This is a genomic window from Streptomyces sp. HUAS TT11, assembly GCF_051553595.1.
Lineage (GTDB): Bacteria > Actinomycetota > Actinomycetes > Streptomycetales > Streptomycetaceae > Streptomyces.
On sequence record NZ_CP196184.1, the window covers coordinates 2,064,040 to 2,078,821 of the forward strand.

At 68.5% G+C, this 14,782-nt stretch carries 9 protein-coding genes and 1 pseudogene; 6 read left to right on the forward strand and 4 right to left on the reverse strand.

What is annotated here, in order from left to right:
• Positions 1-523: 523 nt before the first annotated feature.
• The 4 genes and pseudogenes from ACSHXN_RS09355 to ACSHXN_RS09370 form a co-directional block, all read right to left on the reverse strand.
• The gene (locus ACSHXN_RS09355) at positions 524-2,605 is read right to left on the reverse strand and encodes an NPCBM/NEW2 domain-containing protein (protein WP_355128401.1); all 2,082 of its coding nucleotides are present in this window, start codon (positions 2,603-2,605) and stop codon (positions 524-526) included.
• A gap of 699 nt (positions 2,606-3,304) precedes the next feature.
• The gene (locus tag ACSHXN_RS09360; RefSeq protein WP_355128399.1) at positions 3,305-4,033 is read right to left on the reverse strand and encodes a flavodoxin family protein; all 729 of its coding nucleotides are present in this window, start codon (positions 4,031-4,033) and stop codon (positions 3,305-3,307) included.
• Between the two features lie 120 nt (positions 4,034-4,153).
• Positions 4,154-4,813 (reverse strand): RraA family protein, encoded by a 660-nt coding sequence (locus ACSHXN_RS09365; protein ID WP_438302929.1) that lies wholly within the window; start codon positions 4,811-4,813, stop codon positions 4,154-4,156.
• A gap of 204 nt (positions 4,814-5,017) precedes the next feature.
• Positions 5,018-5,219: pseudogene (locus tag ACSHXN_RS09370) on the reverse strand (ISAzo13 family transposase); the annotation flags it as partial.
• A gap of 129 nt (positions 5,220-5,348) precedes the next feature.
• Between ACSHXN_RS09370 and ACSHXN_RS09375 the strand changes: the two are divergent.
• The 6 genes from ACSHXN_RS09375 (at position 5,349) to ACSHXN_RS09400 (ending at position 14,545) form a co-directional block, all read left to right on the forward strand.
• Positions 5,349-6,755 (forward strand): amidase, encoded by a 1,407-nt coding sequence (locus ACSHXN_RS09375; protein ID WP_383352865.1) that lies wholly within the window; start codon positions 5,349-5,351, stop codon positions 6,753-6,755.
• Positions 6,756-7,121: 366 nt separating this feature from the next.
• Entirely contained in the window at positions 7,122-7,814 is a 693-nt protein-coding gene (locus ACSHXN_RS09380; RefSeq protein WP_438302930.1) for a TMEM175 family protein, read from the forward strand.
• Between the two features lie 1,933 nt (positions 7,815-9,747).
• Positions 9,748-11,625, forward strand: coding sequence for a CocE/NonD family hydrolase (locus tag ACSHXN_RS09385; RefSeq protein ID WP_438302931.1), 1,878 nt, complete (start codon positions 9,748-9,750; stop codon positions 11,623-11,625).
• Positions 11,626-12,132: 507 nt separating this feature from the next.
• The gene (locus ACSHXN_RS09390) at positions 12,133-12,474 is read left to right on the forward strand and encodes a hypothetical protein (protein WP_355128390.1); all 342 of its coding nucleotides are present in this window, start codon (positions 12,133-12,135) and stop codon (positions 12,472-12,474) included.
• A gap of 373 nt (positions 12,475-12,847) precedes the next feature.
• On the forward strand, positions 12,848-14,098 hold the full coding sequence (locus ACSHXN_RS09395; RefSeq protein WP_438302932.1) for an MFS transporter: 1,251 nt from the start codon (positions 12,848-12,850) through the stop codon (positions 14,096-14,098).
• A 213-nt stretch (positions 14,099-14,311) separates the two neighbouring features.
• Positions 14,312-14,545: an integrase gene (locus ACSHXN_RS09400; RefSeq protein ID WP_355128386.1), complete on the forward strand. Its 234-nt coding sequence runs from the start codon at positions 14,312-14,314 to the stop codon at positions 14,543-14,545.
• Positions 14,546-14,782 lie beyond the last annotated feature (237 nt).

A 14,782-nucleotide genomic window follows, 5' to 3' on the forward strand; every position in this document is an offset into this window, starting at 1 on the left:
CTGCCGCTTCCGTACGCCCAGTCTCTCCGGCGGATGTGGGAACCGGCCACTCCAGCGGTCTTCCGCAGCCCTTCGGCTGCCGTCCCCACCGAAGAACTCGGAGTGATCCACATCTTCCACGGCCAAGGGAGTCCTTCAGAGCGCGGTGCCAGGTGGGGTGACCGTCTCGTTGCGGCGGCCGGCAACCCGGCCGACTCGACAGCATCAACCTGCTGCCGTCCCGACCGGTACGGCTGCCGCTCGCCGTATCGACCCGGTCGGCGCCTGCTGATGCGGCGAACAGCGCTCGTCCGGCGCCCACTGCACCGTCGTCAGCCGACCTGTGCCTGCGCCTGTGCTGTGCAACGGCCCGCCGCGCACGACGCCGAACGCGTTGTGCTGCGGCTCGCCTGACGCGTCCGCTCCCCGTCGAGGCCGGCCCGGCAGCACGACGCCGTGGCGCGCAACCGCGCCACGGCGTCTCAATGTCCTGGCGAACCGGCCGCACCCCGGTGAGGTCTCACCCAGGTGCGGCCGAGCCGGATCAGCAGGTGGCGTTCAGACCGGCCCAGTCGGCGCGGTCGTTGTAGCCGCCGTCGCCGGCGTCACCGACCACGAGGTCGAGCACCCGGACGCCGGTCAGGTCGATGTCGGCCTGACGGATGTCGTCGCGGGTCAGCACGCCGCTGTCGAACAGCACCTTGCCGTCACCGATCACCTGGAAGGTCGACGTGCCGCCCTCCGGGCCGACGTTGCGTACCGCGTCGTCGATGCCGACGGTGGTGGTCAGCCGGCTGCACCGGTCGCCGAGGTAGTAGCGGATCGTGGAGGGCGAGGCGACCCCGATGCCGGTCGGGTGGACCTGGCCGAGCATGCTGATCGGCGACCCGCCACCGACGCTCTGGTCGACGGTCGGGCTCATCCACCCGCTGGTGGCGCTGATCCACTGGTGGTGCGACAGTGCGACGTCGCCGTCCGGCGCCGCCGGTGCGACAACTATCGGCGTGGACGCCTCCTGCCGCAGCCGTCCCTTGCCGATCACCTCGTACGACGTGGTGGCGGTCAGTGCGGCGTCGCCCGGCGCGGCGGTGGCCGGCAGGGTCACGGTGAAGGCGAAGGTCGCGGAGTGGCCGGAGTCCAGCAGCTTCGGCGCCGTGCCGAGCGGACGGGCCGTCCAACCGGTGGGCACGGCCAGCTCGACCCGCGGTGCGAAGACCGGCTGCGCACCGTCGTTGCGGACGGTGACCTCGACCCGGGCCTGGTCGCCGCCGGCGACGAGCGGGGCGGTACCGGCGGGCACCGCGTCGTCACCGACCTGCGTCACCTGCGGCAGACCGGCCACGACGTGCGGAACACCGGGCTTGCCCGTGGCCGGGCTGACCCGGAACAGGGCCGCGCCGTGGGCCGGGACGGCGGCACTGATGGTGCCGGCGCTCTCGGTGACCCGGTCGGTCCAGGCGTTCTTCAGGGTGAACCGATCCCCGGACAGACCCACGGACGAGGCCTTCGTGGTCAGGGTCGCCGGGCTGTCGCCCCGGTTCAGCAGCACCACGGCACGGTCACCGTTCGCGAGCCGCTTCACCCAGGTCTCCGTCGTGCCGGCGGCCCCGACGCGGACGGCCTGGACACCGGCGGAGTCCTGGTTGATCGCGATCACATCGCGGTCCTCGAGAATGCCGAGCGAGGTCTTGCTGAGCTTGCGGACGTCGCTGCCGATCATCAGCGGTGCGGCCGCGACCGACCAGAGCGTCATCTGGGTGCGGAACTCCTCGTCCGTCATCCCCAGTTCAGGACCGAGGTAGTCCGGGTCGTTGAAGTGCCCCGGCCCGGCGGCCTCGGGGTGCCGCGCGTTCGCGTCGTAGTTCCGCAGCACGTCCTTGTACTTGATCTCGCCGACGAAACCCACATCCGTGTACGTCCGCCAGGACTGCGCGATCGACGGCGCATAGGTCCAGGAGTACGTCGACTGCTGCTCCTCCGGGTAGTTGCCCCAGTCCGGGGAGGTCACCGGGTTGCAGAGGTTGAAGATCATGGGGCGCTTGCTGGCGTTGTTCCGCAAGGCCTGCGCGAACTCGGTGTAGACGGTCTTCGGGTCGAGGTTCGCCGCGATCCCGCAGAGGTAGTCCGCCTTGACCGCGTCGAACTTCCAGGCGGCGAACTGGTCCGCGTCGCGCTGGTAGTAGCCGTGGCTGCCGAGTCCGCACTTGCCCGGGATGTAGGGGCCGGCGTCGGTGTAGATGCCGGCCTTGAGGCCCTTGGAGTGGATGTAGTCGACGAGCGGCTTCAGCCCGTTCGGGAACTGGTCGGGGTTCGGCACCAGGTCGCCGGCCGCGCTGCGCGGGGTCGGCGCCGCCCAGTTGCCGTCGATCCAGACGTACTGGTAACCGGCGTCGCGCAGACCGCTGCTGACCAGGAAGTCGGCCACTGACTTGATCTCGGCCTCGGTCGGATCACCACCCAGCGCGTAGTAGGTGTTCCAGCCCATGTACGGCGTCGGGCTCAGCACCTGCTGAGATGCCGGCGCCGGAACGGCGGCAGTGCCGGCCGCCGGGCCTGCGTGGGCGGGTGCCGACACGGCCAGCAAGCCGGTCAGGAGGGCGAGGAGGACGGTGAGATGTCGTTTCACATCGGATCCTTCGATCAGGCGTGCCGACCCGTCCTGGTCGTGAGTCTGAGCTGCCGCCCCCTCGTGGAGGGTGCGGCGGTGGGACGTCGGACCAGTCAATGCCCGCGCGCCTGCGGAATGTTTCCAGGATCTTGCAGCGGTTACAGACGCGTGTCAACAATAATTCCTAAATTACGAGTACTAGCAAGGCAGTGCTAGATGTTCCCAACTGCCGTTCAAACGCAAGCGTGTGATTTCACATCAGAGTTTGACACTTGAGACGATATGCGAGGTTCGTTCCCCACTTGGAAGCGTTCGCGTCAGGTCGCGGGCTCGCACCGTCAAAGCAAGACTGATCAGCGCCTCGAAGGTCCCCCGCTCGGGGAGAAGCCTCGTCGCTCCCCAGCTCCGAGACCGGCTGGAAGTACTGGGAAGCCCCGTCATGACCTCATCGAGCCAGGGGCGGTGCTCACCGGATGCGCGGGGGACGCCGGTCGGAGGCGGCGCGGACGGGGGCGATGGCGGGCATCTCGGCGAAGACCTCCCCACCTCGCGCGAGGCTGAGCGAGGGCCGCCCCTGCTGTTATCGGCCCCTTCGGCGCGCTCGGCCGAAGTCGGACGCCGGCGCCGCATCAACCCCGATTCGGCGACCAGACGGCACGAACGCGCCTCAACCGGATCCGGACGCGTGGCATGAGCGGAACGCTCTCATGCCCCCGCTCAGCGGTGCTCGGGATTGGACTGCCCCGAACCGCATCCGGCATCCCAGAGGGAGCGTTGATTTCCGTGGGCGGGGATACCTCCCGCCTCCTTCAGCAGCTTGGCAACGTGCATGAGGTTCCAGGTCATGAACGCGGTGTTGCGGTTGGTGAAGTCGTTCTCGGGCCCGCCGGACCCCGGGTCCGCGTAGGACGGGCCGGGCCCCACTTCTCCGATCCAACCGGCGTCCGCCTGCGGCGGAATGGTGTAGCCGAGATGCTGCAGGCTGTAGAGCAGATTGCTCGCACAGTGCTTGAGGCCGTCCTCGTTCCCGGTGATCAGGCACCCCGCGACGCGGCCGTAGTAGGCGTACTGACCCCGCTCGTTGAGCAGGGACGAGCAGGCATAGAGCCTCTCCACAACCCGCTTGGTCACGCTGGCGTTGTCGCCCAGCCAGATCGGACCGCACAGCACCAGGATGTCGGCGTCCAGTACTCGTTGATAGAGGACGGGCCACTCGTCACTGGGCGCTCCGTGTTCCGTCATGTCGGGCCAGACGCCCGTCGCGATGTCGCGGTCCACCGCTCGAACAACCTCCACCTCGACACCCTGGCGCTCCATCAGGGTGCTGCTCATGAGGAGCAGTTCTTCGGTGTTGCTGCGTTGCGGGGACGGTTTGAGTGTGCAGTTGACGAAGAGCGCACGCAGTCCGTCGAAGTGGATGTCCTGGTCACGCGCTTCTGCGTTCACGACGTGCCTTCCGGGAAGGGACAACGAGTCGGCTCTGTTTCCTGGCGCCGGTCTGCCTGCCCATGAGGGCGCGGCCGGCCCGCGGACGTGCTCCTGGGACGCCGACGGCGAGACCCGAAGTCACCGGACGTCCGCCCTTCCTGACTCGGGGGTCCCCGCGGTCCATCGAGTCGCCAAATCGGCCTCTTCCCCCATCGTCCGCTCGGCGTCCTCGAGCACGTCGAGTACCTGGTCCCGCGGAATGACCACCGCGTTCGATCCCTTCGCGAACACGTAGTCACCCAGCATGACCCCGACCCTGCCCAGTACCACGGGGCGATTGGCCTCGAAAGCCGTGACCGTGGCCCCTCCCCACGCGACGGCCTCGCCCCGGCAGTACACCGCCAGTTCAGTGTCGGCCAACTCGTCGAAATCGCGGATCCGTCCGTCGGCGAGAAGACCTGATACCCCTGCGTGTCTCAACAGTGAGAGCTTGGTTCCGCCGGCCATCGAGGTGTCTGGATACCCATTGCTCGCCATGACAAGAACACGGCCTTCGCCCCCTTCCCGGACCGCCTCGCTGAAGAGGGCAGGGAAATTGAACGTCTCCGAGGGCAGCGCGGCCTCGCAGGCGGGAAAGAACGAGATCGTCACCGCAGGGCCGAAGAGCAACCGGTCGGGCGCGGGACTGGCGAGATCGACCAGGTGACTGCGATGCCGGTGCACCCGACCCAGGGCGTCCACGACGTCGGCCGTCCCCACGCGCTGCGCGAGGTCTCTCAGGCGGTCGCCGGTTTCCATGCCCAGGCCTCCTCGGTCGCCCAAAGCACTTTTTGAGATAATTGAGTTTTTGCACCGCGCCGTACTTCATGAAACGAGGCATCGACCGCGAGCATCTCTTTGCCCGAAGGGAATGCGACACCACGATACTGACTTCGGCTCCTCAAGGCGTGCAGATCTTTGGCTCGTCTTTTGGTTCTTGGTTCAAGTGGGGTCGGGAGAGGGTGGGAGGCTTTCCGGATTCGCGCGGTTTGTGGTCATGGCGGTGACGCCGAAGAGTTGGCCGAGGAGGTCCATGGTCGCGAGTTTGCGCGGCTGCCGACCGCTCGTGACCGCGACGTGTGCGGAGCACTCGGACGCGTTGACCCTCCGGCGCAGCAGTCAGCTCGTCGATGAGCTCGCCGAGCTGTCGGCGGGTCATGGCGGTCGTGCCGAACTCGTCCCGGGGCCTTGAGCGGGCCGTGGGCTCCGACACCCCGGCGGCGCGTCGCACCGTCCGAAGCAGCGAACGACCGGATAGTACGGCGGCATATACAGATCTGAGAGGAACTCCCTCATGGCCTCCGACCTCATCCACTCTGACGCGACCGAACTCGCCGAGCTGATCCGCACGAGGAAGGTCTCCTCCGTCGAGGTGGTTCAGGCGCACCTCGACCGCGTCGAGGCCACCGACCCTCAGGTGAACGCGATCGTGACGCTCGCCGACGGCGCGCTCGACGCTGCGAGGGCGGCGGACGAGCAACTCGCGGCGGGTGGGCAGGTGGGACCGCTCCACGGTGTGCCCTTCACCGTCAAGGACGGCTTCGACACAGCCGGAGTGCTCACCCAGCGCGGGTCGCCGATCTTCGCGGGGCGTGTCCCGGACACGGACGCCACCGGCGTGGCGCGGTTGAAGCGGGCCGGCGCGATCCTTCTGGCGAAGACCAATCTCCCGGAGTTCTCGTACTGGGTCGAGTCCGACAACCTCTTGACGGGCCGGACGAACAATCCCTGGGACCTCAACCGCTCGTCCGGAGGTTCAAGCGGTGGGGAGTCCGCGGCCATCGCCGCTGGGATGTCGCCGCTCGGTCTCGGAAGCGACTTGTCCATCTCGGTGCGTGGGCCGTCGTCGGACACCGGTATCGCAGCCCTCAAGCCGACGCACGGGCGCATCCCGCTGACGGGGTTCTGGCCGCGGGAGCCCCGCCGCGACTGGCACGCCGGTCCCATGGCCCGGACCGTCCGTGACCTCGCACTGGCGTATCCACTACTGGCCGGCCCCGACGGAGCCGACGGCTTCTCCGTGCTCCCGCCCGAGTTCGACGCCGGCCTGGGCGCCTCACCGGACCGGCCCGTCCGCGTCGGTTGGCTGGTCGACTCGGGACTCGGTCCGGTCGACGCAGAGGTCGTGGCGACTGTGCAGAAGGCCGCGGACGCCCTGGAGGGGGCGGGTGTCGGGGTCGAGGCCGTGAACATCCCGGCTCTCGAGCGGGACAACCCCCTCGAACTCTTCGCCCGGCAGCACGTCATGGAGATGAAGCCGGCCGTCCGCGAGACCACCGCGGGTCACGAGGACCAGATGTTCACGTACTCCAAGGCTCTGCTCGCCGCACCCGACACGTCAGTGGAGGACTACGTCCTGGCCGAGCAGGGCGTCGAGCGGCTCCGGGACGGTTTCGCGGAGTACTTCCAGCGGTACGACGCGCTGCTGCTTCCCGTGACGACGATCCCCGCGCACGCGCACGGGCTCGGACGGTTCACCCTCGACGGCCGGACGGTGGGCGCCTTCCACGTGAGCTCGACGACCGTACCCTTCAGCCTCACGGGCCTCCCGGCCCTGTCCATGCGGTTCGGCACGAGCAGCGACGGCCTGCCGATCGGCGTGCAACTGGTCGCCACCTGGTACGCCGAGTCGACGATCCTGCACATCGCTTCCCTGCTGGAGACACTCAGCCCGGTCCGCGGCCGGCACCCCGCCTTCTGACGGCCGGGATGGACTCCAACGCCAGAGATCCAGTTGAAATGCACTTCAAAGGCCAGAAGCCCGTCAAGGTCCCGCGAACCATGCCGGTGGCAACGTGTCGAGCGGGCTGGTGGACAGTCGGAACGGGAGTGACGCAGTGCGTGGAACACCTACGCAACCTATAAAACATGAGATGAGGGCAGGGAGTTGTTCCCTCACATGGGGCGCTGTCCTCCCATGCCGGGCGTCGGCGCTGTCCTCCCGTGCTGTCCTGCGATGTGGGTGCCACGTCGGCGACGGTTCGACGGCCCCCGAGGTCCTCACCGACAGGATCCGGTGGTATGTCTTGCGTCCTCCGTCCCCGAACGAATTCCTGGTGCCGTCGACATGTTCAACCTGCCCCCCATCGGCTTCCGCCGCCGCGACGTCCTCGTGGGACCCGAACGACTGGCGATGCTCGGCGACGCCGTGTTCGCCATCGCCATCACCCTGCTCGCACTTGAGATCACCGTCCCGGAAGGTCTGCCCGAGTCGGAAGTCGCCGACGCCGTCCGGGAATCGGTGCCCGCCATCGGCGCCTATCTGCTCAGCTTCGCCGTCATCGGAGCACTCTGGCTGGCCCAGCACGCCCTGTTCCGCCTGATCTCGACGGTCGACCGCTGGTTGCTGTACTTGTACTTCGCCCTCCTTGCCGTCGTGGCCGCGTTGCCCTACCCGACCCGGCTGATCAGCGAGTACGGCGGGACCACCACGGCAACCGTCGTGTACGCGGCGGCGATCACCCTGACCATCACTCTCCTGTGCGCGATGCACCTACGGCTCCTGGCCGCCCCCGCCCTGGCCGCTTCGCATGCAACGCCCGCGCAACTCAGGGAGGCGGTCCGCCGTGCCGCCCTGCTGATTCTGGTTTTCGCCACTTCGATCCCGGTGGCGTTCTTCTCGCCGGACCTCGCCAAGTATTGGTGGTTGCTGGCGATCCCGACCCGACTGCTGTTCCGTGCGCCGCCCGCAACCGCACCGGCACCGGCACCGGCACCGGCCGCAGGGAGCCTGCCCCAGGAGGAGGAGTCGCCGTCCTGACGCTGGGCACCACGCTTGCGCCGTCGGGGGCCGACCGCCTCGACGGCACGTGGAACGAGGCGAGTTGCGACACTCACGAAGCCTGTCCTGCGCGACGCTGCGTTTCGCGACAGTGAACCATTGTCAACTTGCAATGTGAGCCGGTCAGTTGGTTCGAGGCAGGGAATCGCTTTCGTTGTGCTGTCAGCTCCCCGACCACGGCCAAACCGCCTTCTGACCTGCTGCATTCGAAGGCCCACCAGCGGCCGGGGTCAGGAGATGGCGCAACAGCTTCCGCGCAAGCCGACCCATGAGTTGGCGCCACAGATCCCAGCGGCCTTCGCCAGAATGGCCATCCGAGCCGCCGAACCGGACCAGCGGCCTCTTTCCTTCGGGTGCGCCAGATAATGCGGGCGTGGCACCACCTCACAGCACTCAAGCATGACCACGTTGAAGCATGCAGCCGCCCCGGCGAGCACGCCTCCGCCCGCTTTGTCCGTCCAGGACACGTAACTCCTTCACCGCCCTGGTGAACGGAACTGACCTCGCCCGTGGCCTTTCCGGCCCCCGGCACGACCGGCTCAATTCGCATAGCGCCAGCCGTCGCAGCGGATAGAGACAACCCGGGGAGTTCGTAGGCGTGGATCCGCCGTCATCGCCCCCAACAACCTCACGCCGTGGCCGGGTTCATGGCCGCCTCCGACCAAACGGCTCGCTCCACGTGGGCTGCGCACCCGGCAATGCGCCGCTGAAGAACGGACGCTCGCGCAGAGGGCTGCGCAACAGACTCAGCGTCTGCGCAATCGGCCGTGTGCAGGCGATTGCGCACGCGGCGAGCGAATCTCGGCCTGGGCTGCGCACCCCAGAGATCGTGCGCAATCACCTCCACGACGGTCGCGGGGCAGTGCGCAGAGCCCACGTCCTGCACCGCTCTCCGGGGACGGCTACCGTACTCGTCCACGTGCCGCGCCCCTCCGGCCGTCGTGACGATCAGTCCCTTACGTCGCTGGTCGGGGCCAGATGGTCGGGCCGACCAGAGACCCAACCATCCATCACCTATCCGCCCGATGATCTCACCCGGACCGCGGCTCGGGCCGGCGCCCACGCCCCAGGTCGGGAGTCTTGCGCAGTCTGATGGCGCGCGGCAGTGCGCAGCCAAATGCGCTGTTTCGGAGATCCGGCCGCGCAGTCCGGGATGCCAAGGGGCGCATGGCTGGCGTCTGCCGCTGGCCCCAGGCCATCTGCGCAACGGCGGGCGAACCGCGCCGCCAGGTGTGCAACAGACCCTTGGGGGGATCTCCGGGGTCCGCTGCCGACCATGCGAGCACGACCACGGTGACGGTGGGGGCACAGAGGCCGTGGTCGGCCCGACCACGGATCTGGCCTCGCATGGACGCCGACCCACTCAACACAGGCGGCCATCCAGCATGCCGCGCGACGCATTCGGATCCTGGGCTGAGGTGTACTGAGGCGCTTTCGTCGCGCTTGCCCAATGTATGGACGCTCCCGGGTGGCCAGCGTCTTGCTGCCGAGTCCGGCTGGGCGTGACCCCGCCACGGCCTGGTGGTTCCCATAACCCAGGCTGCCGGAAGTCAACGCCGGGGACGCCTCCCTTCCGCATTCTGCGGCCACGCGGGTCGGCGAAGAGCCCGCCGACCTGGCGAACCAGCCCCATCCGCTGGGATGCAGCAGACGTTTCCACCTTCGCCTCCTACAACTTCCCCTACCAGAAACGGACTTGTTGGCATCACATCAGTAACGGGACGGATACACAGCACCGTTGACGCGTTTCAGTGCTGACCTTAGGCTCGCTCGCCATCGGTTCCGGCCAGAGTTCGCACCCATGGTCCCGTTCCTGACATGTGTGCGACCGTCGTCGCTGCGATGGCGGGCAGGGCACTGCCGCTTGACCGGAAACGCCGTTCCGCTCCGTACCGACGACTCGGGAGAGCATGTGAACAGACGTCGCGCGCCCGGCTGGGCCGCCTTGGCACTCGTCACCACTCTGGCCCTGACCGGAGCACTCGCCGGCCCCGCCGACGCGTCACCGGCCGCCGCTTCCGCTCAGACCCCGACCACGGTGGTCGCCACCGCGACCGACGGCGTCACGCACGAGCAGAACGACCGTGTCCCCAAGGGCTCGGTCTGGACCCAGCACTACTTCCCGTCCTCGGACGGCTCCGGTACCGAACTGCACGGCGACCTGCTGATGCCCGAAGGCGTGCATGCCGGGCAGAAGGTGCCGGTCATCCTCTCCGTCGGCCCGTACTTCGGGCACATGGGCCAGACGAACCCCGAGGGCTGGACCCACACCGGTCCCTCGAATCGCTTCCAGGACTTCATCGAGGGCAGCGACCTCTTCGCCCACGGCTACGCGTTCCTCATGGTCGACCTGCGCGGCTTCGGCGGCTCGACCGGCTGCCTCGACTGGGGCGGTCCCGGTGAGCAGGCAGATGTGAAGGCCGCGATCAACTGGGCCGCGAGCCGGCCGTGGTCGACCGGCGCGGTGGGCATGTACGGCAAGTCCTACGACGCAGTCACCGGCCTCATCGGCAACGACCTGAAGCAATCCGCGCTGAAGGCCGTTGTCGCCGGGGAGCCCCTCTGGGACATGTACCAGTACATCTACTCAAACGGCGTCCCTCGCCCGAATGTGACCGGAACCGCGAATGCCTACAACGGCATTGCCACGATGGCCCCTCTGTCGGATGACGACGGGCACTACCAGGCCAACGCCCGATACGAGGACGACCACCCTGGGTGCCTGACCGAGAACTCGGCCGGCTACCGAATATCCGACCAGAACGACCCGTTCTGGACCTCCCGTGACCTGGCCGAGATGGCTCAGGGCACCGACACGCCGCTCTTCGTCACCCAGGGCTTCATCGAGAACAACACCAAGCCCGAGGAGATGCAGGAGTACCTCACCAACCACACCGGCCCGGAGCGCGGTTGGGTCGGCCAATGGGACCATGTACGTGGTGGCGACCGGGTGGGCGACGGTCGCCTGGCCATGGGTCGCGAGGGCTGGTATGACGAGGCGCTGTCCTTCTACGACCAGTACCTCAAGGGAGTTCAGCCCTCGGTCGACTACCCGGCGTACTCCATCGAGGATTCCACCGGTCACTGGCGAGCCCAGGACACCTGGCCGGTGGTGGAGCGGGACGTCACCCTCCCGCTGGGGAGGGGCAGTTACCTTGACGACGGTGGTGCCTCCGCCCGTGCCAACCTGGCCGCAGCCGGCACCCCGGCGCCCAAGGCGGCGCAGCCGTCGGGCAACTGGGACATGGAGAACGCCCCGGCGACCCAGCAACCGGCGCCCAAGGGTCTGGCCAAGGGGATCGCGAAGAGGCAGCAGGCCGGTGAGGTCGGCTCCAGCTTCTTCGTCTGGTCGCAGCCGCTCGCCCAGGACGTACGACTGACCGCCACGCCGAACATCTCGCTGACCGCGAAGGGCGAGGGCAACATCATGCTCAAGCTCTACGACGTCGGCCCGGACGGCAAGGCCGTGATGTTCGACGAGCAGGTCTCCCTGCTGAAGGCGGGCCGGATGAGCGTCGACCTCAAGGCGACCGACTGGACGCTGGCGGCCGGGCATGTCCTCGCCGTAGAGATCGGCTCGATCCAGACCGGGTCGTGGCGTGACACCCCATCGGGTCTGACCGTCAAGGTCTCGGGCACCGTCCTGAGGCTGTCCCTGGACGACCCGTCCGATGACGTAGCCACCCAGGGGGACCGCTCACCCTACCTGGACACCTACCTGCGCCAGTACACGGTGGACCTGCCGGCCGGTCCGGCTTCCTTCACCGTGACACTCGGCGGCCACATCTGATCCCACGCCCACAGGTCGGCGCCGGCCGGCACGGCTCCCGGCTCCGCTCCGGAACGCCGTCCGGCACCGGCCCAGGCACCGTGTGGGGTGCCATAACTCTCGCACCTGCTTCGACCTGGGACTTCGAGGCCGGCCTCCGATCATGGCATGCTCGCGCGCCGTGATGCTCCGCATGGTCTACCTCGCCTTTGCCCGCCTCCTCGGGCTGCTCCTCCTGTTCTCCCGTTCCCAACGAGCCGAGGCGTCGAGCTGCTGGCGCTGCACCCGAAGTCGGCGTGCTGAGCCGCCGGCTCGGCACCCGGCCACGGCTGTCCTGGCCGGACCAGCCATACTCGCCGCCCTCGCCTGGCACCTCCCCGCCTCGCTGCGCCACACCAGGCCGGTCACCCCCGGCACCCTGCTCTCCTGCCACCGCCGCCTCGTCTGCTGGAAACGGAGAGAGAAACCGGCGACCACCGGCCGCCCACCGCTCCCCGAGCAGCTCTGCGCCTGCCGAGAATGTCATCCATGCAGCTCAAGGGCTTGTTCGGTGCTGCGGCAGGATCAGCACTCGCGTTGCTTCGTCTCGCCTACCCGACCATCACCAACGCGTTCGCCGCGCTGCGGCTGCTACCGATGAGCGACCGCGACAAGGACACCGAGATTCTGGCCCTACGCCACCAGCTCACTGGGCTCGAGCGGCAACTCGGTGCGGAAAGGATCAAGCTCACTCCCGCGGACCGGGCCCTCCTCGCTGCCCTCCTGGTCCGCCTCCGGCGTGGCCAGTTGCGGCGCCTGCGGCTGCTGGTGCATCCCGAGACCATTCTGCGATGGCACCGCGATCTGATCAGGCGGCGTCACGGCAGGTGAGTCGGCCCAACGGCCCAGCCGCGCCCCAACCGAGCGTTCCATACGGCGACTCACCCTGCAGATGGCGCGCGAGAACAGCACCTGGGGTTACCGGCGCATCCACGGCGAACTCGCCACCCCCGGAATCCGGATCGCCCCCTCCACCAGCATCAACACGCCGCTTGACCAGCGCGGACGTAATTCTCGGCACGCACAGTCTCCCGTTGCGACATACGTCACCCTGTGCGCCGCCCCACCCAGGAATGCGGAGCCCTCCGGCTGTGCTGTGTTCAGGGGGGTCGGCAGGCCGACCCTCCTTCTCTTGTGCCCGGGCGACGAGGCCCGGCGCGCAAACCCGATACACCCACCCCTCCCGGGAAGGTTCCCCTGCGCCATGCCCCTGGCTCTGCTGGCCCTGGCTCTCGTCGCGTTCGGCATCGGGACGACCGAGTTCGTCACCATGGGGCTGCTGCCCCAGATCGCTGACGGTGTCGGCGTGTCCGTACCGCACGCGGGCAACCTCGTCTCCGCCTACGCGCTCGGTGTCGTCGTCGGCGCACCCCTGCTGACCGGCATCGGCGCCCGCATACCGCACAAGAGACTGCTGCTGCTCCTGTCCGGACTGTTCGTCATCGGCAACACCGCCTCCGCACTCGCCCCCAGTTTTGGTCTGCTCTTCGCGGCGCGCGTCCTCTCGGGCCTGCCACATGGCGCCCTGTTCGGCGTCGGCGCCGTCGTCGCCACCCGGCTGGTCGCGCCCGACCGGGCGGCCCGTGCCGTCTCGACCATGTTCCTCGGGCTGACAGTGGCCAATATCGTCGGTGTTCCCGCCGGTACCGCCCTCGGCCAGCAACTCGGCTGGCGGTACGCGTACATAGCGGTCGCCGTCATCGGCGTCCTGGCGTTCGTCGCCCTGTCCTGCCTGGTCCCGCACCAACCGCGCGGCCCGCAGTCCGGCATCAAGCACGAACTGCGCGCCATGGGCAACAGGCAGGTGGCGCTCGGCTTGGCCACAGCGGTCATCGGGTTCGGCGGATTCTTCGCCGTCTACAGCTACCTCGTGCCGATGCTGACCCACCTCACGGGGATCTCCGACTCCTCCACCACCCTGGTTCTGGCCCTGTTCGGCGTCGGCATGACGCTCGGCACCCTCGTAGCGGGCCCGCTCACCGACCGGGCGCTACGCCCGACGCTCTATGTCGGGCTGACCCTGCTCGCCGTAGCGCTGGGGGCCTTCTACTTCGCCGTTCACAGCACGGTGCCCGCGCTCGTGACCCTCACGCTCATCGCCGCGCTGAGCGCGCTGATCACCACGCCCGTGCAGATGCTGCTGATGGCCAAGGCGGACAAAGCGCCGACGATGGCGGCGGCCTCGAACCACTCCGCGTTCAACCTGGCCAACGCGGGTGGCGCCTGGCTGGGCGGCCTGGTCATCTCGGCCGGCTGGGGCTGGGCCTCGCCCACGCTGGTCGGCGCGGCCCTGGCCCTGGCCGGCCTCGGCCTCGCCATCACTGGCGGCATCATGGACCGGGGACCTCGCCGCTCCGAGGTCGTCATCTCGTCCCCGCGCGACCCCGAACACCAAGAGGCCCGAACCAGAAGGGCTGCACCGGCCTCGACTCAGGGGGACTCGGCCACCTTCTGACCAGTTGGTCAGCCACTCCCGCGCAGCGGGGGAACCTCACCCACCCACGCGCTGCGACGCCAACCAGGCCCCGGTCTACACCCTGCGCCCTGCGCCCACAGCAGGCCCAACACCCCGTGGGGCCACTGCCACTGGACCTCTGGGGTTCGCAAAGTCATCACTGCAGGAGAGCCTGCGTGCCGAGCCCTCGGCCGTGGCCGAGACGGTGCACGGGTGATCACCTCGCTGCTGTACCGGGCCACCCGTGCGCTGCTGTCCGTGCCAGCGGCACTGCGACGGCAACTCACCAGTCCGATCCGCTACGAGCCCGCCGACCGGTTCTGGCCGGCCGCGCTGTCGTCGCTGATACCCCGCCGCCGCTGGAGCAGCCTCTTCCCGGTCACGCCGGGGACGCTACTGGCCTGGCACCGAAGACTGATCGCCAGAAAGTGGGACTACTCCGGCTGACGCCGACACTGCGGGGTGCCGAGGCCAAGCCCGGCAGGCAGTCAAGGAATGCGAGCGGCGCCTCGCCCCGCTACCAGGCCGCCCTGGAAGCCGGAGCGGACCCAGCCGTCGTCACCCAGTGGATCAACGAAGCACAACGAGACAAGGAAGCGGCGCAGAGGGAGCTCGACACGCAGCCCCCCATCACCCGGAAGACGGAACCACCGCTCGCCAACGACGAGATCCGGTCCCATGACC